Below are 18,549 nucleotides of genomic sequence, written 5' to 3'. Positions count from 1 at the left end.
AGACTAAAGTGCCATTGAAACAGTTTCATTACAGTACCTTCTGACAGATAAGTGGCCCAATAAGCGGAATGCCATCACCTTGTTTCTGATAATCAAAGCTAACTTGGCAACGATCACCAAAGGGAGTTGCTACCTCTAGCACGTTATGCTCATCAAGCGTATCTAAATAGACTTCACCATCAAAACCTACGATAGATGCTGACAATGCTTGTTGAGTGACTAACCGTACTTGACTGCCTATTGGTATAAATTCATCGTTGCTGTCTTTTAGAATAACCGAGGCAGAGCGTACTGGCACAAGATTGAATTTGACTATTGTACCAGCACGATCAGTTGGGGTGGCTTGAGCCGCTACCTTATCAATGCGTAAATCTGCCGGTAAGTTCATCGGATCAATGCTAATTTTATTGTCTTGGTAAGCATTGAGTGGTGATATCAGCAAGAGCCCACGGCTATTCGTGGTACCAATGACATTATTTTGCAGTAATACAGGCACATCAGCGATACCGTTGGTTGTAACTACGGCAAAACCATCATTGATTTGTCGGGCCGCAAAGATCCCGCCACCCATCATGACTAGCGAGCCGTTGCCACTAGCATAGGTGGCGTAATCCCCATTATAATTGCTCATACCCGCTTGCACTTGGCCATAGCGACCCAGATAATTCAGCTCAGCTAGAGCGCTAGTATCGTTATGGTTATCAGTATGGCTATTCATACTATGTCTTGCTTGTGCTCGCCAGCCTAATCCACCAGCAACGGGCGCTGACTGTGAGGCGTCTGCTACTAGGACATTCTGTGCATTGTTATGTTGTAGGCTACTGCTCACTGAGAGATTGCGATCGAATGAAAAAGTAGCGCCGATAGCGGCACTATTATTATCAGAATTATTCAAGTCATGGTTATAGTTGGCATTGATGCTCACACGCCGGCCTAGAGACTTGCTCCAATAGGCACTAGCAAATCGAGCGCTATCTTCCTCAGCATAATCTACTTGATTGTAACTGACCCCAAAGCTGCCCAAGGTCTGGCTACCGTAGCCGGTAGAGAGCTGATAGCTCTGGCGAATAGGGGTAGAGCCATATTGGGTCGCTACATCACGATACTCGCCTTGGGTGCCTAAAGTATTGATGCCAACGTTAAAGCGTTTATTATTCCATTGATAGCTAGCACTATATTGGCTGCCGCTTTCATCTTGGCTATTACTGCCCGCTAATGAGGCAAATAACACCCCACCTGGACCGCCCAATACCCAAGTGCCGCCAACGCCTGCATTAGCTATATCTTTGGTAGCTTCGGCATGAGTCTCAGCGGTAAAGCGGTTATTCACACCATAACGCCAAGTGCCACTGACGGCGACATCGCTGCCATAGTCGAAGGATTTGATGCCATAGTTTTCCCGTACAGCCCCAAGCTCGACCGACCAATCTGATAAGCCGGGCTGTAGTAAACGATGGGTATCATAAAGCGAGAAGTTAACTGTAGAGCTTTGTCCTAGCGCATCGGTCAATACCAGTTGTGCATCACCCGCACCACTAATACTAGGAGCGGTATTGAGCTCAAAAGGGCCGGCAGGGACGTCACCGCTGTATTGTTTAAGACCATTCACGTATAGCTCTACCGCAGAAGGTAGGGTGGCTGAACCAAAGAATGCAGGGAGTGGCGTGGTGGTCATATAAGGTTGCAAATCAAAGTTGCTACCAATTTGCAGACCGCCTAAGCGGGTAGCGCGAGTCCATGAAAGAGCACCTGTAAGAATATCCCCAGCACGTACGGTTAACAGCTTATCAGGAAATGACTGGCTCCAACTGGTGTCTAACCTCACGGTACGATGGTCCCAGTCACGGTTATTAGTGATGCTATTAGCATTGCTATTATAAAAGCGGTTACCTGTGGTTAGTGCTGTTGAGCTTAATACCCCATTAGCATTAAAAGCGCGTACTTCGCTAAAAGCGCTTAGGTTGGTGGCATTATTGTCAGTATGTGAGCCATAGATATTATAATTTAATAAGATGCCAGGCGATGAGTTAGCTTGAGTACGACGGTTATCACGGTTATTTAATACGGTGGTGTTTAGATTAAGAGTATTTAAAGGAGCGACGATAGTGACGGATTGCATGCGCGCGTTATAGTCGACCTTAATATTGGCGAAACTGTTTAGCGGTACCGGGTCGGTGGTACCTAGTGGCACAATAAACCCTAGCTGCTGCAATACGGCGATACTTGCCCATAATTGCTCATCACGATAATCAAAATGAGCTAAGCCAGCGCTAGCGCCATTGAGCGTCACATCTAGGTATAAATCGAGGCCACGCGTCTGACTCGGATCCTCGTTGAGGCCGAGTTGGACGAATTCGGTATTCGCTAGGCTGACAGGAGTAGATGTGGGGATAGAAGTTACAGAAGCGCTTTGGGGTGCTGCATGGCTAGCTGAGACCACCACACCATGAATTAAAAGAACTTTAGCGAGCGGCACTGTCCAACGTGACGTTTTGAATCGTGTCAGTTCCATTAATCATTACCTTAATTCTACTGCTGTTTTTTAATTCATTCGGTGGTACTTTGAGCATCCATTGCATAGTAGCACCCGGTAAAACATAACCTAATAAACCAGGGCTTATCTCAATAGTGTTACCACTAGTATCATCTATGCTGAGCTTGGCCAATTGTGCACGCCCATTGCCACTATTGCTGACACGCATAGCAACGTGGTTACCATCGGGTTGCACAGTATAAGTCCATTGCAACTTTGGAGAAGTTTGTTGCACTCCTACAGGCTGGATAAAGACTGGTAACGAATAACTTAGTGCAAACTGCAAGCCCGCCTTCTGCTCAGCAGATGGAGTAGGGAGCTCATCAATAGAGAGGCGATAGCTGCTTTCTACTGCACCAATACCGCTCGGTGGTGCAGATGCGCGGATAATGCGAATGAGTTGTTTTTCACCCGGTTGCAGTTCAATGATTGGCGGACTGGCCAACAATCCTCGTGATACGGTAAGCTGATCGCCTTTTTCATCCTGTGACCATTGATACACACGAACTTGCGCATGTATTACATCGTCACCAGTATTACTCAGCGTCAGGCCACTGGCATTTTGTTTAGCTTGCAAACTGAGGGAAATGGGAGAGACCTGCAGGCCGCTCGCCATTGCCACACCGTTAGTCAGTAGCAAACCAGATAAAATAACCGGTATCGCAACACGGTGTACCCAGAGACTTAGCATTCAGATTACAAAGTAATGTTAATAGTTACAGTATCTTCATATGCACCAGGTTTAACGTCTGCGGTATCAGTAACAGTGGCATAAACAGTAGTAGTGATAGGAGTGGCATAGTTAGTAGCTGCTGCGGTTGTTACACGATTAGCACCTGTATTACCCCACGCAGTACCAGCAAGACCAGCAGTAGAAGTCAATTGATACTTAACTTTTTCAGCGCCAGCAACACCACCTAACAAAACACCAGTACCGTCAGTATTTCCTGAAACAGGTGTGAGTGCAATAATCGCAGAAGATCCTACAGAGCAACGAGTAGTAATTGTTGTAGTACCGGTAACACTGCCAGGTACCAGCTGTGCCTCACCAGCTCCAATAGCACCAAGATTGATATCAGCAGCAGCGCCTGTCTCGATGGCACATACACTGTCAACTTGTAGTAGAACTTTAAACTGATCAGTTGTAATAGCTGCTGGCGGTGCTGCGTTAGCAACAGTCAAAGAACTAACGGCAAGTAGTAGAGTAGCAGTCAATAAAGATTTTTGAAGTTGCAAAGTAGTTCTCCGATGATTTTAAGTTTGTTATCACTTTTGATAAGCATAATAAAAACGGTTTAGACATCCACAATTTTTATCAGTCATTAGTTAGTGGCATTATTACATAAACATTACACAAAGGGAAAATGAAACACTATAAATTTCAATATTAGTACGCTGAAGCGTAACAATATATGTTATAGATAAACAACAATAAGATGGTAAAGAAGGCTGTTTCTGTTAGTAGTCAGTCCAAGCATAGCGCGAGCTTTTGGCTGCTATTAATGCTACCGATACCAAACTGTAAAAGGTCAAAGTTGAGCTTGAAAGTGCAGTAGAGTTTTATATAAATAAGGATAAAAATATAATTTTAAAAATTTTTAACGTGATTTTTACTGATTATCAGATTTTCTATACCATTCATCTGATTATCGGTTCATTTATAATTGAATTATGCGATATTGCGCGTTCTGCATACAGAATACATTCCCCTCTTTACCTCATTATTTATTCCCCAGTTACTGTTTACTTTCCCAGTTACTGTTTCAGTCAAATACTACATATTTTAGACTCTATTACTGGTATGCCTTAACTTCAAAATAGTTTTAACCATGAGATTTATATTATGAATATTTTTACAAAAGTAGCAGTAACTGGTCTAGCCTTATCTCTATCTTCTTTTGCTTCAGCAGCAATAAGTGGTTCTACAGACTTTCGTGTAGTGCTACCTGAAGTTTTAGTGCTATATCACTGGGATGATGCTGTACTGAACTTGACTGAAGTTGCTACTACTGCTGCAAACGATAGCGATGCGCGCGAAATAAGCGATGCTACCACTCGTACAGGAACGGCGGTATTAGGAGCAGCTACTGCTAGCATCAATACAGATGTTAGTACTACTTCAAACACGGCTCTTGCCACTAACGTTGCGGTTACTCTAAAAAATGCTTGGGCAGTACGTAACTTATCGTCTGCTAATGGTGTTTCGCTAACATTGACTAACCCTAATACTAGTTTGAAGAATGTTGTCAATAACGCCTCTGTTATTACTACTTCAAATGCTATTTTAGTATCAGCAAATCCTTTAATCACTACTTCTGGTACAGCAACTGTAGGTATCAAATCAGGTTTTGTTCCTGTATTAGGTGATATTACTTTTAACTTAGATCTGTCTACTGCTAATAATGCCGGTGAATACAACACACGCGGTGTCACTGGCGCTTCACCTGATACAGTTACAGGTAATGGTACTGATACTTTCTTATTGACTCTTACTGGTAATGGTCCTGTTCCTATTCCATAATTGAAGAGTTTTAACGGCTAAGCCTTAGTGCTTCGACACTAGCTACATCCTAAAAAATACCAGCTATTATTGCTGGTATTTTTTATAGTTAACGACAAGACATTCTCCGGGCTGCAAATCAATCACTTTATAAGATCTTAAGTGGGTTTGCGCTACAGGCTTTGCAGCTAATTGCTAATAATTAACTAAATAAAGGCAAAAAGATGATCCTAACTGCTTACCCTAAATTATGTTTACCTAGTCAATCTACCAGTACACGTTTAGCCCTATCTATAGTTACAGGGATTGTTGTCACGTTAACAAGCACAAGCTATGCACAAGCTGAGCTGATTATCAGTAACTCAGTAAATGAGCAAGGAAAGGCTCAAATGGTGGTGCGCAATGACCGTCAAACCTCTCTACCACCAGCACAATTAGGTATTCAGCCCGGTAGTATTGACGAGACTGTGTCTCTGACAAAGGGTAAGAATCTAGCCAAACTTAATCAATCGTTAACTCTATATAATTATGGCAGCAAACCTAAAAAAATCGCTCTGAGCTTGGTTGATATGGATGCTGCTGGCAAGCCTATCGACCCTAGTGAGGACACACTAAAACCATGGGTATTGATCAACCCTACAGCGTTTACCATTCCTGCTGGCGGCTATCAGACGGTTCGTATGTCTATCCGCTTGCCTATGGATTTTGCCAAAGGTAAGTACCATGCTATGTTGTCGATCAAACAGCAAATCGATAACCCTGTTACTTATACTGCTGATGGCAAAGGGGTAACTCTTGAGCTTGGGTCACAGTATGGGTTGCCAGTGTCCATTGAGGTGCAATAGACTAATAGCCCTCAAATTCAAACTAGGAAATACTGGTATTATGATGTAATGATTACCAGTATGACTTCCCATACTCATAAAATGGATTCGCTATGGCGCTTATGATTAAAAAGTACTCGTCTTTGCGTTTAGTGACTTTAGTTTCTTTACCTTGTATGGTGATTTATTGCCCCTCAGCATTGGCTGAGATACAAACTATAGCGGCTAATACAACTTCGCAGCTATCGGCTAGCAAAGCTTACAATAAAAACAACAAAGTGCTAGTGCCTAGTTTGGTAGGGGTGTTAATCAACGGAGAGGAACAAGGGAGTACCGAAGCCCTTTATGACTCAGCATCAGATCCAGAGCGTGATGAGCAAAAAGACTGCTATTTTTTATCTATTAATGACTTAAGTGAATTAACTAAGGCTAGCTTTACTGTTGTCGATAATCAGGCTGGCTACGATGTCAGTACGCCGATAGGTAAAGTGCAGTTATCAGCCGATCAAATCTATAGTTACCAAGGTCAAGACTATGTGTCACTTAGTACTCTAAAAAAGTTAGGAATAACCGCTGTGTACAGCCAGCCAGACTTAGCTATTATGCTAAATATGGGTTGGCGTCCCGCCCAAATAAGTGTCCCAAAAGCCAACAATGAGCGTAACGCCCTACCCATTGACTATCGTTCTAGTCAAGCGGGTCTACTGGGTTTGTCATTTAATAGCACCCTAAGTACTAGCGAGAGCAATAATACCTCAAGGGATAATGCATCTAATAACAATGACAATGATACAACGTCCACTAGTCGACAAATATATGCAGACTTAGGTGCCTATGGTTACGGATTAGGTGGGGTATGGGGTATTAAGGCTATCGGTTATGATTTTGCTAGCTCTAATGATCTGATAGAAGATAAAAAAGGCAAGGTATCGGCTAATGACAGCTTTGTACGCAATGCTTTAAATGGATTTAGCTATTTGCCATCAGACTGGGATAATTGGGGAGTAGATAATCTATATTGGGCTAAATCTGGCAAACAGCTAGCTACCCGTATAGGTATTAATAGACCTAATGCGCTCAGTCAAGGGGCGCAGACCACAGGTACAGAATTCACTGGGGCTATGGTTGCCTATAGTAATCGAGATATCGGCCGTCATTTATCTTATTTTGATCAAGACAGTCGCAGTCTGTTGCAAAACACTAATCAGGATTATCAGCATTTAACTGGTATAGGTGAAGCGGGTGGGGTGGCGGAGTTGCGTATCAGTGGCCGTGCTTTGGCTCGAGTACAGATTGGATTGGATGGGCGTTACGAATTTTTAAACCTTGATGTCAGCCAATTGACTTTGACAGACAATTTAGTTGAGGTGGCAATCTATGCCTATCCATTGGCCCGCCAACCGCTTGAAGTTCGACCTATCGTACTCGGCAAACGTCGCACCAACGTCGCAACTGATGAGCTTTTGATAGAAGCAGGTATTGGTGCTAGCGGTAATTTAGTTAATAGTAATAGCCGATACGGTTTTAGAGACGATAATAGTGGTACTGCAGCACATTTATATACTGAATATGGGGTTAATAATCGCTTGGCAGTACGTGGTGGTGTTAACACTAATGCGCAAAACTTAATTAATGATAGTAAGTCAGTATCTTGGCATACAGGGGTCAACTATAGCTTATCACCCTATAGTAATTTTGATTTCAGCTATGCCGATAGTACTATTGAGCAGTTATGGCAAGCTCAACTGCAGTATCAGCGCAAAAAACTACTAGCCTACTATCAGTATCAAGCTCGGCAGTATGATAAAGCAGTATTAGAGCTACCCCTATTGGATAATAATCGAATAGATCGATTGAACGATCAGCGTCATCAACTGTTACTTAATTATAGCCCTAGTGATAGAACTAACCTCAGTCTAAGCCAGTATTATGATCAGATGGCGATTGAGACTGATTTGGATAACTATTATGCTTATGCCAGCATCAATCATCGATTCAACGATGCGCTAAATGCCGGTGCCAACTGGAACAGCCTTGATGATCGCTATAGTTATCGTATTAACTGGCAAGATATTTATAGAAACCGTACGGCTAACGATGGCAAAAGCAATACTATAGGTCTATCTGGTGATAATACTAGCGATACCTTATCAGTACGCCATCAGTTTGATTACCGTACTAGCTTTGGGCAGTCGGTTAGCGCTTTACATGATAGTAGTCGACTATTGAACCAAGGCGATATCAACTATCGTTTTGATGGGTTCAATCTGTTTGGTGCTGATGCAGATGCTAGATCTATCGGCACTAGCTCTATAGATAACTTAGTTAGCATTGGCTATAGCTTGTTTGATGGTCAGGTAGGCTGGCTAGCTGATTGGCAGCTGACCCATCGCAATGGCATTAACTTTAGCTTGGGCTACAAACATCGTTATGTAGATGCTATACCTAGCGGTCGTTACACTGACTTAATAGATGACAGCTCATTTACTAATGAACGTGAGCTACCCGCTTGGACGCAGAATAATTATCTGTTTGCTAAGCTATCATTTGATATGTTTAAGCCACCCAAGCAAAATCTGAAATTCGGTCAATATCCTCGTCAAGAAGCAGGCAGTGTAGTAGTGGACTTAACCCACCATGTTGATTCGCCAATCGACAATGAAACTTTAAGTTTTCAGTTAGACAATCAACACGTTCAGGCCAGTCTGCTTGGAACCCAAGCGAACCATAGCCAATATTTGATCAGTAATATAAAAGCTGGGGATTATACTCTGAGTATGGATGCTACCAATCTGCCTTTAGAGTATAGTGCAAGCGAGTTACAGACACCGCGTATACGAGTTAGCAATTATGCCCCTACTTCAGTGCCTATCAAGCTAGAAAAGACTTATGGTATATCAGGCAAGCTCACCACAGCAGAAGAAGGGATAGTGATTGATATCTATCAAAAAGATAAGCTGATACAAAGTGTGACAACTGGCAGTTACGGGTATTTCCAAATATTTGGCTTAGCACCAGACACTTATACTTTAAACTCTAAAGGTTATGAAGCGCAGTCTATTGAGATTACTAACGACTTTGTGTTGAAAATAGCTTTAAAACCTCTAACAAGTAGCGCTGTACCGTAAACCATAATATTAATTATATTACCCAAATATGGGTTATATTTTGAATTAAAAGCAGCTCAAAGCCGAGGTCGTTATGTCTAAAAAACTATCAATCGTTCATTATGATAAATTGTTGCTAAAAGTAAGCTTAACGGCAATAGTGGGATTACTGGGACAAACAGCATTAGCAGCCTGTCCTGATACTGCTGGTATCAATATCACTGCTGCTGCTAACCGTGTCGGTTCAGCTAGTAACAGTCAAATATACTTCTGTAAACAAAACTTTCCAAACACTACTTTAAGGTTTGCCCCTACAGAGACTCAGCTCCTCAATCGCGGCAGTCAAGCTATCTCAAGGGGCAACACTATTCAGAGCTTTCCCTTGAGTAACCGTGCCGATCTAAGTGGCTTTAATGTGGCTAATTTGAACTTAAGCCAGTTATCAGCAAACCTTCCAAACACCAATGGGGACTTCGGTTCACCAAGCTTATTTAACTTTTATATCCGCACAGATCGAAACAGTACCTGTACTAGCGAATATCAAACCATAAAAACTTTTTTAAGAAATAACCCTAATACTTTTCAACTTAATACTTCATTCGCATCTATTGCCCCAGATAATACTTCAAATACTAGTCTAGTCAAAATGACCGGAGCCAAATTAAAATCAGCTATAGATCAAACCAAAGAATTAACCACTAACATTGACTTTTACTATACAAACCCTACTACGGGTCAATATTTCACTGATGATCGTTTGATCAATGGCTATCGTGACTGCTGGTTTGGTGTGGGTACTAGAGTGACTATTACCCCTGATAGTGCCAACGTAAAATTTGCTGGTAATTACGATCTACAGATTAGTGTATTAACTCAATAATAATTAATAGCGAGACAAGGTTTAGCTTCATAGGCTTTTCTACCTTCAAAGACTCAGACAATTAATAGCACTAAAACTCTTCTTGCCCTAGTGTGGCCTCCCTCATTATTTCTGCACTACCTTAGAGATACTAAGTAAGTCACTTCGAGTGGCCCACTTACTTAGCCTTTAACTAATATTCAATAGCCATAACTTTCTGCAAACGATAATACCCCAACACTTTAACTTAGTGTTGGCTAAGGTTAGGCTTGTCTAAAAATTGCTGATAGTCCGAATCATCAACTGCTATTGTACAGATAGGGGCGTATAGAGCTTGAGGGTAGCAATCATTAAAACGATGCTGATGGTAGTAAGTTTTTAGAATGTACGGTTCAAATAGTTATAGGTTTTGCCATTTCTATTAGCTTTGAGCAATGATATCCTGCAAAACAGCTAAGCTGTTTAAAGGGTTTGAATAAAGGGCTACTATCAGTATTCAGTGAGATAGCGACAACCCAATAAACCTCAATAACAAAAGCAAGTAGTTAACAATAACTATAATTAGACCAAGGATTAGGTATGTCTGCAACTAAAGAAGAGATCGTCGCCTTTATGGCATTAGAGTTTCCACATGCCAAATATCAAGTTGAGGCAGTAGGGGATAACAGTGCGATCATATCGCATGAGATTGGTATAAAGGAGCTACGTCCGGGTGGCACGGTTGCCGGCCCTGTATTGATGAGCATTGCTGATGTCGCACTTTATGTGGCGATACTAGGTACGATTGGCATTGTTCCATTGGCAGTAACCACTAGCCTTAATATCAATTTTTTGCGTAAACCAACAGCAGAAGCCCGCATTATGGCTGACTGCAAATTGATAAAAGTAGGGCGCTCGCTAATCGTAGGTGAGGTATCTTTATATTCAGAAGGCTGTGATGATTTGGTGGCTCATGTGGTTGGCACTTACGCTATACCGCCCAAGCGTGACTAAGCGTGACTAAGCGTGACTAAGCCCGGCAAAGCGACTTATAACTCGCTACTGTTAAACACAAGTTATCTTTTTACATAGACGTCTTGCCTCAAACCTTTATCAGTGGGATAAGTATACTCAACTCTCTTATCCAAAACCTTGCCATGAGGATTAATTACATAGCAGTCCACTGGCGTGCCAGCATCAGTAGCTACCAATATATTAGCTGAACGACTTATACATAACCAAGCACTATTATTAGTGGCTTTTGATAAAGACCAAGCCTTTAGGTAAGTGCCTATTTTCTTATTGAGACTACTATCGGTATAGACGTTTTCTGTCAAAAAAGTGCTGAAATCACCTACAGTAGCCACTTTAGGGACGCTTTGAGTTTGAGAGGTTATTGAATACCTTTCAGCACCTGAAAATCCATGAAATACTAGAGGATCAAAACTGTAGTAGTTGTCTTCTATAGAGGTATTAACGTTCTGATTATCGATATATATAGTGGAAGTGATTCGACTGGCATGCACTGGCTTGCCATCAAAAGTCACTGTGCCTAAGGGCAAAGTGACCACTTGTACAGCCAGTTGCAGTTGGTCATCCACAAGGTAAGAAGTATAGTTAGAAGGCTTGGAGTAGATATTGATTAAAGCGCGCTCAATGGGATATTGGGTGATCATCTTATTAGCATGACTTGTCAACATGCTATTACTTATGCCAGTTGTACAAGCACCTAAACTAAGGGTGGCTAATAGACACAATCCTAGGGTTTTCATCGCTTAATCCCTTACCTTATAGGCTTAGTGTAATTGGCTTATATCACTGTCTACTATAATCGTATTTTTAAGCAATGACATCTCCCAACTATCTTAGACCCTGCTATCATTACCTCATTATAAAAACTCATAACTTTGCAAAGTACTAAGGAATAAAGAATGCCCGCCAGCACCGTTAATCAGATGACCAATAAGATTAATCAAGACGATATTAATAAAGCGGTATGGAACGCCTGTGACACTTTCCGTGGGGTCATCAGCGCCGATACTTATAAAGACTTTATCTTAACTATGCTGTTTTTGAAGTATATCTCTGATGTCTATAAAGACGAGTACAACAAGTTGGTTGAGCAGTACGGCGACAACCCAGAATTGATCCATGCCATGATGTCCAAGCAGCGCTTTGTATTGCCTGAGGGCGCAAGCTTTTGGGATCTTTACGAGCAGCGTCATCAAGCCGGTAACGGTCAACGTATTGACCAAGCCTTACATGCGCTAGAAGAAGCCAACGGTACGAAGCTTAAGAACGTCTTCCAAGATATTAGCTTTAACACTGATAAGCTCGGTCAAGAAAAACAAAAGAATGAATTGCTGCGTCACTTATTAGAAGACTTTGGCAAAGATATCCTCAATCTAAGTGCTGAGCGAGTCGGCAGCTTAGATGTGATTGGTAATGCTTATGAATTCTTAATCAAGCACTTCGCTGCCGGTAGTGGGGCGACTGCTGGTGAGTTCTATACGCCACCCGAAGTGTCTGATCTGTTAGCGACAATCCTCGCGCCTGTTGAGGGCGATCAAATATGTGATCCTGCGTGTGGTTCGGGTTCGCTATTGATTAAATGCGGGGCGATGGTACGCAAAAACTCTGGCTCGAAAAAGTATGCGCTATTCGGCCAAGAAGCCATTGGCTCGACGTGGGCATTGGCCAAGATGAATATGTTCCTGCATGGTGAGGATAACCACCGTATTGAGTGGGGCGATACCATCCGTAATCCGCTGCTACTCGATAAAGACGGTAAGCATCTATTACAATTCGATGTGGTGACTGCTAACCCGCCGTTCTCACTGGATAAATGGGGTCATGAGGATGCCAGTAGCGATCACTTTGGTCGCTTCCATCGTGGGGTTCCACCGAAGACCAAGGGCGACTATGCCTTTATCAGCCATATGATTGAAACGCTTAAACCTGCTACTGGTCGTATGGGTGTGGTGGTACCGCATGGCGTATTATTCCGTGCCTCTAGTGAAGGCAAAATCCGTCAGCAGCTTATCGAAGAAAACTTGCTTGATACGGTGATAGGTTTACCCGCGAGCTTGTTCTTTGGTACCGGTATTCCAGCGGCTATCTTATTGTTTAAGAAAAACAGAGGCGATGACAAAGTCCTGTTTATCGATGCCAGTAATGAGTTTAAATCCGGTAAAAACCAAAACCAGCTAACCCCTGACAATATCAATAAAATCATCGAGACTTATAAGGCTCGTGAGAATGTCGATAAGTACGCCTACCTTGCCACCTTTGATGAGATTAAAGAAAATGACTTTAACCTAAACATTCCACGCTATGTCGATACCTTTGAGGAAGAGGCGGAGATTGATTTGGATACGGTGCGTGCTGAGCGTCTTGAATTAAAAGCTGAATTAGAGAGTTTAGAGACTGAGATGGCAGGGTTTTTAAAGGAGTTGGGTTATGGTGCCTAGTGGATGGGAAGTTAAAACTCTTGAACAAGCTAATATTACTGTAACCGATGGTGATAGAGGAAAAGAATATCCTAAATCATCAGAATTTTTTGATTCTGGCTACTGCCTTTTCTTAAGTGCTAAGAATGTGACAAAAAATGGATTTTCTTTTTTAGACACGCAATTTATTTCAGAAGAAAAACATAGAAAACTGAGAAAAGGGGTAGTTAAAAAAGGTGACATTGTACTTACGACTAGAGGGTCAGTTGGTCAGTTCGCGTATTACGATCAAACAGTTAATTTCGAAAATATAAGAATAAACTCAGGTATGGTAACACTTGGATGTTTAAACTCTGAATTAGAAAGTGACTTTTTCTACGCTTTGAGTAAGTCCTCGCTGATTGCAAGACAGATAGATTCAGCAGCTTTTGGTTCAGCACAACCTCAGTTAACTGTCAAAATAATTAAGTCTTTGAAGTTACCAGTTCCACCAATTCCAGAACAACAAAAAATCGCCAAAATCCTAACTACTTGGGATAAAGCGATTAGCACTACTGAGCATTTAATTGACAATAGTACCCAGCAGAAAAAAGCCTTGATGCAGCAATTGCTGACAGGTAAAAAGCGGTTGCTTGATGGTGAAGGGAAAAGGTTTGATAAAAAATGGGAAAGAATAGAATTAGGTAAATTATTAGATTATAAACAGCCAACACCCTATTTGGTTCAGTCTACCGATTATTCAGATGAATACCCTACGCCAGTATTAACAGCGGGCAAAACCTTTATTCTTGGGTATACAGATGAAGAGTTTGGAATATTTAGCGAAGATCTTCCAACAATTATATTCGACGACTTTACTACTGCTAGTAAGTTTGTAGACTTTCCTTTTAAAGCTAAATCTAGTGCAATGAAAATGCTGGTGGCAAAAGATGGTGTTTCTATAAAGTATATATTCGAGGTTATGCAGGCACTAAGTTATGCTATTGGTGGTCATCAGCGACACTGGATTTCGATATTCGCTAATATTGTAATTGGACTTCCATGTCGTGAAGAGCAGCAAAAAATTACCACAGTTTCAAATAATGCCGATAAAGAAACTCAGTTGCTTGAGCAGCAATTGGCTGATTTGCAGCAAGAGAAAAAGGCTTTGATGCAGGTGTTGTTGACGGGTAAAAAGCGGGTAGTGATTGATAGCTGACTTGGAATAGGGCGCGATGTGTAGGCTGGGTTTTTAACCCAGCTTCAAGACTTTGCAAAATTACAATGCTGGGTTAAAAACCCAGCCTACGAAAAAACAGCCTACGAAAAACTTGAAACCATCAAAAGCTTAAGAATGCATATACCGTCGTCTAGACAAGAACAACAAAAAATCGCCACCGTATTGACCAATGCTGATAAAGAAATTGAGTTGCTTGAGCAGCAATTGGCTGATTTACAACAAGAGAAAAAGGCGTTGATGCAGGTTTTGTTGACGGGTAAGAAGCGGGTGGTGATTGACAGTTGATTTGGAATAGGGCGTGATGTGTAGGCTGGGTTTTTAACCCAGCTTCAAGACTTTGCAAAATTACAATGCTGGGTTAAAAACCCAGCCTACGAAAAACTTGAAACCATTAAAATCTTAAGAATGCATATACCGTCGTCTAGACCAGAACAACAAAAAATCGCCACCGTATTAACCAATGCCGATAAAGAAATTGAGTTGCTTGAGCAACAATTGGCTGATTTGCAGCGCGAGAAAAGGCTTTGATGCAGCAGCTTTTGACGGGTAAGAAGCGGGTAGTGATTGATAGCTGACTTGGAATAGGGCGTGATGTGTAGGCTGGGTTTTTAACCCAGCTTTAAAACTTTGTAGAATTACAATGCTGGGTTAAAAACCCAGCCTACGAAAAAACAGCCTACGAAAAACTTGAAACCATTAAAAGCTTAAGAATGCATATACCGTCGTCTAGACAAGAACAACAAAAAATCGCTACCGTATTAACCAATGCCGATAAAGAAATTGAGTTGCTTGAGCAACAATTGGCTGATTTGCAGCGCGAGAAAAGGCTTTGATGCAGCAGCTTTTGACGGGTAAGAAGCGGGTGGTGATTGATAGTTGATTTGGAATAGGGCGCGATGTGTAGGCTGGGTTTTTAACCCAGCTTCAAGACTTTGCAAAATTACGATGCTGGGTTAAAAACCCAGCCTACGAAAAAACAGCCTACGAAAAACTTGAAACCATTAAAATCTTAAGAATGCATATACCGTCGTCTAGACAAGAACAACAAAAAATCGCCACCGTATTAACCAATGCCGATAAAGAAATTGAATTGCTTGAGCAGCAATTGGCTAATTTTCAGCAAGAGAAAAAGGCGTTGATGCAGGTATTGTTGACGGGTAAGAAGCGGGTGGTGGTTGATGGATAATAGTTTATTTACGTGGAAGATAGAGCATGCGGTTATTAAAAACTCGTTTCACGATTCAAGTCATCGTGGCAATAGTATCTTTTGGAATAGGCTTGTCTGCTATGGCGTTAGATAGTAAAGAGCAAACAATATTAGCCAATCAGGGTGATGCCAGTGCTCAAAATAAACTCGGGTTTATATATGAGAGAGGCTTGGGCGTTCAGCAAGACTATGACGAATCTATAAAGTGGTATTTAAAGGCAGCCAATCAGGGTAATGCCAGCGCTCAAGCCAATGTGGGAATGATGTACCGTGACGGTCTAGGGGTTCAACAAGATTATACCGAAGCCTTCAAATGGTATCTGAAGGCAGCTGATCAAGGCAATTCCAGAGCACAGTTTAGCTTAGGACTATTGTACAAGGACGGTCTGGGTGTTCAAAAAGATTATGCCAAAGCTATAACATGGATGACTAACGCTGCCAATCAAGATGATTCTAATGCGCAAAATAGCTTGGGACTCATGTATAAGGATGGTCTGGGTGTTCAACAAGATTATGCCAAAGCTATAACATGGATGATTAGCGCTGCCAATCAAGATGATTCTAATGCACAAAATAGCTTGGGACTCATGTATAAGGATGGTTTGGGTGTTGAGCAAGATTACAGTGAGGCGGTCAGATGGTATCTAAAATCAGCGAATAAAGGTGATGCTGCTGGCCAAAGAAATTTAGGCTTGATGTACAAAGATGGTTTGGGTGTCGAGCAAAGCTACAGCGAAACAATCAAATGGTATTTGAAGTCAGCCAACCAAGGCTATGCTGATGCACAAAACGACTTAGGAATAGTTTATTCCCAAGGTTTAGGCGTTCAAAAAAATTATATTGAAGCACATAATTGGTATTTAAAGGCGGCTAATCAAGGACATGCCCATGCCCAAAAAAATCTTGGCTTAATGTACGCAAATGGCATAGGTGTCCAACAAAACTATACTGAAGCGGTTAATTGGTATAGCAAATCATGTGAAAATGGCAATCAGGATGCGTGCAAACATTATAAAATTTTGAAAAAATCAGGGTATTAACGACACGAGTTATCGTACTGACGCTAACCGCCATGCTACGCTCTTTGGGTAACGCGCAACCTTGGCGGTTTTTTGTTGCCTTTTTTATGGCGTCTTTAGTAGAGATTTGGGCTACAATCGATAAAACCAAACAAGTAATCAAACAAACGCTATGTCTAAAGTAGGCAGATATGACCAATCCAATCTCTAATATTAGCGCCAGTGCAAGCATCAACTTTGCCGAAGAATTCGGCTCAAAAATCCCTGCCTTAACCTTGCTTACCACGCTGGGCTATCGGTTTGTTCCACAGTAATTATTGACAGGTAAGAGGCGGGTAGTGATTGATAGCTGACTTGGAATAGGGCGTGATGTGTAGGCTGGGTTTTTAACCCAGCTTCAAGACTTTGTAGAATTACAATGCTGGGTTAAAAACCCAGCCTACGGAAAAACAGCCTAGTAAAAACTTGAAACCATTAAAATCTTAAGAATGCATATACCGTCGTCTAGACAAGAACAGCAAAAAATCGCCACCGTGTTAACCACTGCCGATAAAGAAATTGAGTTGCTTGAGCAGCAATTGGCTGATTTTCAGCAAGAGAAAAAAGCGCTGATGCAGCTGTTGTTGACAGGTAAGAGGCGGGTAGTGATTGATAGCTGACTTGGAATAGGGCGTGATGTGTAGGCTGGGTTTTTAACCCAGCTTCAAGACTTTGCAAAATTACAATGCTGGGTTAAAAACCCAGCCTACGAAAAAACAGCCTACGAAAAAATTGAAACCATTAAAATCTTAAGAATGTATATACCGTCGTCTAGACCAGAACAACAGAAAATTGCCACCGTATTAACCAATGCCGATAAAGAAATTGAATTGCTTGAGCAGCAATTGGCTGGTTTTCAGCAAGAGAAAAAGGCGTTGATGCAGCAGTTATTGACGGGTAAGAAGCCGGTAGTGATTGATAGCTGACTTGGAATAGGGCGTGATGTGTAGGCTGGGTTTTTAACCCAGCTTCAAGACTTTGCAAAATTACAATGCTGGGTTAAAAACCCAGCCTACGAAAAAACAGCCTACCAAACCAATCTAGCCTACAACGAGTCTCAAATTAAGATAAGATTTAGTTTGTGAAATAATTTAGCTTTGGGATGACCTCAATCATGAGAAGTTATATTCGAGACAAAACCAAAGGCGGATGTTATTTTCTCACTTTTAACTTACAAGATCGTCAGTCACAGCTGCTGACAACGCATATTAATGAATTTCGTCAGGCGTTTAAAAAAACTAAGCAGCATCAGTCGTTTGAGTTAAATGCGATGGTCGTATTACCTGACCATGTACACTTATTGATAACCCTAGCTGATGATAATGACAACTATGCCAATATTGTAGCGAATTTAAAAGCAAACTTCTCTCGTCAAATACCCAAATTAGAGTCTGAAAACATATCGCCATCAAGAGCAGATAAGAAAGAGCGTGGACTTTGGCAACGTCGGTTTTGGGAACATCGCATTCGCGACGATAATGACTATAAACAGCACGTTGACTACATTCATTACAACCCTGTAAAACATGGTTATTGTTCACAGCCAACAGAATGGAAGTATTCAACCATTCATAAATTAATATCCGATGGCCTATATCCCAAAGGTTGGAGCTATAGCGATATAGATGATAGATTTACTCTTTATCATGATTGAAATAATTTGCGCTATAAGCAAGGTTGTGGTGTGTAGATACCATGAGAAAAAGCAAGCCTAAAGACTCAATTAACATGTAAAGAAGCATCGAAAGGTCGCTGACTTTTCAACACTGCCTGAGCGATGGCTAATATCTTACGCATTAAAGCAACAATGACCA

General features: G+C 41.6%; 19 protein-coding genes and 1 pseudogene. 16 read left to right on the top strand and 4 right to left on the bottom strand.

Annotation, left to right across the window (positions count from 1 at the left end):
* Positions 1-28: 28 nt before the first annotated feature.
* Genes JMY09_RS09430 through JMY09_RS09420 form a run of 3 tightly spaced genes read right to left on the bottom strand, consistent with a single transcriptional unit; the run spans position 29 to position 3,769 of the window.
* Positions 29-2,512, bottom strand: coding sequence for a fimbria/pilus outer membrane usher protein (locus tag JMY09_RS09430; protein WP_201623339.1), 2,484 nt, complete (start codon positions 2,510-2,512; stop codon positions 29-31).
* Complete coding sequence (locus tag JMY09_RS09425) at positions 2,463-3,224, bottom strand: fimbrial biogenesis chaperone (RefSeq protein ID WP_201623338.1); 762 nt, start codon at positions 3,222-3,224, stop codon at positions 2,463-2,465. The genes JMY09_RS09430 and JMY09_RS09425 overlap by 50 nt, the downstream gene beginning before the upstream one ends.
* Before the next feature lie 5 nt (positions 3,225-3,229).
* Complete coding sequence (locus JMY09_RS09420; RefSeq protein WP_201623337.1) at positions 3,230-3,769, bottom strand: spore coat protein U domain-containing protein; 540 nt, start codon at positions 3,767-3,769, stop codon at positions 3,230-3,232.
* 607 nt (positions 3,770-4,376) lie between these two features.
* Here JMY09_RS09420 and JMY09_RS09415 point away from each other — a divergent pair.
* The 5 genes from JMY09_RS09415 to JMY09_RS09395 all read left to right on the top strand — a co-directional run bounded on the left by JMY09_RS09415 (position 4,377) and on the right by JMY09_RS09395 (position 10,816).
* Complete coding sequence (locus JMY09_RS09415; protein ID WP_201623336.1) at positions 4,377-5,054, top strand: hypothetical protein; 678 nt, start codon at positions 4,377-4,379, stop codon at positions 5,052-5,054.
* Positions 5,055-5,257: 203 nt separating this feature from the next.
* The gene (locus JMY09_RS09410) at positions 5,258-5,878 is read left to right on the top strand and encodes a hypothetical protein (RefSeq protein WP_227677264.1); all 621 of its coding nucleotides are present in this window, start codon (positions 5,258-5,260) and stop codon (positions 5,876-5,878) included.
* A 92-nt stretch (positions 5,879-5,970) separates the two neighbouring features.
* Entirely contained in the window at positions 5,971-8,985 is a 3,015-nt protein-coding gene (locus JMY09_RS09405) for an MSCRAMM family protein (protein ID WP_227677263.1), read from the top strand.
* A gap of 73 nt (positions 8,986-9,058) precedes the next feature.
* A complete protein-coding gene (locus JMY09_RS09400; protein WP_201623335.1) occupies positions 9,059-9,844 on the top strand; it encodes a hypothetical protein in 786 nt (261 codons plus the stop codon).
* A 558-nt stretch (positions 9,845-10,402) separates the two neighbouring features.
* The gene (locus tag JMY09_RS09395) at positions 10,403-10,816 is read left to right on the top strand and encodes a PaaI family thioesterase (protein ID WP_201623334.1); all 414 of its coding nucleotides are present in this window, start codon (positions 10,403-10,405) and stop codon (positions 10,814-10,816) included.
* A gap of 62 nt (positions 10,817-10,878) precedes the next feature.
* On the opposite strand, the gene JMY09_RS09390 is transcribed toward JMY09_RS09395, so the two are convergent.
* Positions 10,879-11,574 (bottom strand): hypothetical protein, encoded by a 696-nt coding sequence (locus JMY09_RS09390; protein ID WP_201623333.1) that lies wholly within the window; start codon positions 11,572-11,574, stop codon positions 10,879-10,881.
* A 183-nt stretch (positions 11,575-11,757) separates the two neighbouring features.
* Here JMY09_RS09390 and JMY09_RS09385 point away from each other — a divergent pair, with 183 nt between their 5' ends.
* From JMY09_RS09385 to JMY09_RS09340, 11 genes and pseudogenes are all read left to right on the top strand, one after another.
* Positions 11,758-13,272 (top strand): type I restriction-modification system subunit M, encoded by a 1,515-nt coding sequence (locus JMY09_RS09385; protein ID WP_201623397.1) that lies wholly within the window; start codon positions 11,758-11,760, stop codon positions 13,270-13,272.
* On the top strand, positions 13,262-14,449 hold the full coding sequence (locus JMY09_RS09380) for a restriction endonuclease subunit S (protein ID WP_201623332.1): 1,188 nt from the start codon (positions 13,262-13,264) through the stop codon (positions 14,447-14,449). Before JMY09_RS09385 ends, JMY09_RS09380 begins: the two co-directional genes overlap by 11 nt.
* A 117-nt stretch (positions 14,450-14,566) precedes the next feature.
* Positions 14,567-14,755, top strand: a pseudogene (locus JMY09_RS09375) (restriction endonuclease subunit S); the annotation flags it as partial.
* A gap of 105 nt (positions 14,756-14,860) precedes the next feature.
* Positions 14,861-14,998, top strand: a complete 138-nt coding sequence (locus JMY09_RS09370; protein WP_265088014.1) for a restriction endonuclease subunit S domain-containing protein — start codon at positions 14,861-14,863, stop codon at positions 14,996-14,998.
* A gap of 167 nt (positions 14,999-15,165) precedes the next feature.
* Positions 15,166-15,303: a restriction endonuclease subunit S gene (locus tag JMY09_RS09365; RefSeq protein ID WP_379606714.1), complete on the top strand. Its 138-nt coding sequence runs from the start codon at positions 15,166-15,168 to the stop codon at positions 15,301-15,303.
* Between the two features lie 167 nt (positions 15,304-15,470).
* On the top strand, positions 15,471-15,656 hold the full coding sequence (locus JMY09_RS09360) for a restriction endonuclease subunit S domain-containing protein (RefSeq protein ID WP_379606715.1): 186 nt from the start codon (positions 15,471-15,473) through the stop codon (positions 15,654-15,656).
* A gap of 26 nt (positions 15,657-15,682) precedes the next feature.
* Positions 15,683-16,717 carry an SEL1-like repeat protein gene (locus tag JMY09_RS09355; protein ID WP_201623327.1) on the top strand — a complete coding sequence of 345 codons (1,035 nt, stop codon included), beginning with the start codon at positions 15,683-15,685 and terminating at the stop codon, positions 16,715-16,717.
* Between the two features lie 170 nt (positions 16,718-16,887).
* Positions 16,888-17,010, top strand: coding sequence for a hypothetical protein (locus tag JMY09_RS14700; RefSeq protein WP_256932885.1), 123 nt, complete (start codon positions 16,888-16,890; stop codon positions 17,008-17,010).
* A gap of 174 nt (positions 17,011-17,184) precedes the next feature.
* Positions 17,185-17,355 (top strand): restriction endonuclease subunit S domain-containing protein, encoded by a 171-nt coding sequence (locus tag JMY09_RS09350; RefSeq protein ID WP_201623326.1) that lies wholly within the window; start codon positions 17,185-17,187, stop codon positions 17,353-17,355.
* A 135-nt stretch (positions 17,356-17,490) separates the two neighbouring features.
* On the top strand, positions 17,491-17,661 hold the full coding sequence (locus tag JMY09_RS09345) for a restriction endonuclease subunit S domain-containing protein (protein ID WP_201623325.1): 171 nt from the start codon (positions 17,491-17,493) through the stop codon (positions 17,659-17,661).
* A 188-nt stretch (positions 17,662-17,849) separates the two neighbouring features.
* Positions 17,850-18,389 carry an REP-associated tyrosine transposase gene (locus JMY09_RS09340; RefSeq protein WP_201623324.1) on the top strand — a complete coding sequence of 180 codons (540 nt, stop codon included), beginning with the start codon at positions 17,850-17,852 and terminating at the stop codon, positions 18,387-18,389.
* The last annotated feature ends 160 nt before the right edge of the window (positions 18,390-18,549 follow it).

This window comes from Psychrobacter urativorans, assembly GCF_904846695.1.
Lineage (GTDB): Bacteria > Pseudomonadota > Gammaproteobacteria > Pseudomonadales > Moraxellaceae > Psychrobacter > Psychrobacter urativorans.
This window is presented reverse-complemented; position numbering and strand designations above follow the sequence as displayed.

Coding starts and splice junctions, on each gene's coding strand:
- JMY09_RS09430 (WP_201623339.1), bottom strand. CDS start 2,512: ATGGAACTGACACGATTCAAAACGTCACGTTGGACAGTGCCGCTCGCT.
- JMY09_RS09425 (WP_201623338.1), bottom strand. CDS start 3,224: ATGCTAAGTCTCTGGGTACACCGTGTTGCGATACCGGTTATTTTATCT.
- JMY09_RS09415 (WP_201623336.1), top strand. CDS start 4,377: ATGAATATTTTTACAAAAGTAGCAGTAACTGGTCTAGCCTTATCTCTA.
- JMY09_RS09410 (WP_227677264.1), top strand. CDS start 5,258: ATGATCCTAACTGCTTACCCTAAATTATGTTTACCTAGTCAATCTACC.
- JMY09_RS09405 (WP_227677263.1), top strand. CDS start 5,971: ATGGCGCTTATGATTAAAAAGTACTCGTCTTTGCGTTTAGTGACTTTA.
- JMY09_RS09400 (WP_201623335.1), top strand. CDS start 9,059: ATGTCTAAAAAACTATCAATCGTTCATTATGATAAATTGTTGCTAAAA.
- JMY09_RS09395 (WP_201623334.1), top strand. CDS start 10,403: ATGTCTGCAACTAAAGAAGAGATCGTCGCCTTTATGGCATTAGAGTTT.
- JMY09_RS09390 (WP_201623333.1), bottom strand. CDS start 11,574: ATGAAAACCCTAGGATTGTGTCTATTAGCCACCCTTAGTTTAGGTGCT.
- JMY09_RS09385 (WP_201623397.1), top strand. CDS start 11,758: ATGACCAATAAGATTAATCAAGACGATATTAATAAAGCGGTATGGAAC.
- JMY09_RS09380 (WP_201623332.1), top strand. CDS start 13,262: ATGGTGCCTAGTGGATGGGAAGTTAAAACTCTTGAACAAGCTAATATT.
- JMY09_RS09355 (WP_201623327.1), top strand. CDS start 15,683: ATGCGGTTATTAAAAACTCGTTTCACGATTCAAGTCATCGTGGCAATA.
- JMY09_RS14700 (WP_256932885.1), top strand. CDS start 16,888: ATGACCAATCCAATCTCTAATATTAGCGCCAGTGCAAGCATCAACTTT.
- JMY09_RS09350 (WP_201623326.1), top strand. CDS start 17,185: ATGCATATACCGTCGTCTAGACAAGAACAGCAAAAAATCGCCACCGTG.
- JMY09_RS09345 (WP_201623325.1), top strand. CDS start 17,491: ATGTATATACCGTCGTCTAGACCAGAACAACAGAAAATTGCCACCGTA.
- JMY09_RS09340 (WP_201623324.1), top strand. CDS start 17,850: ATGAGAAGTTATATTCGAGACAAAACCAAAGGCGGATGTTATTTTCTC.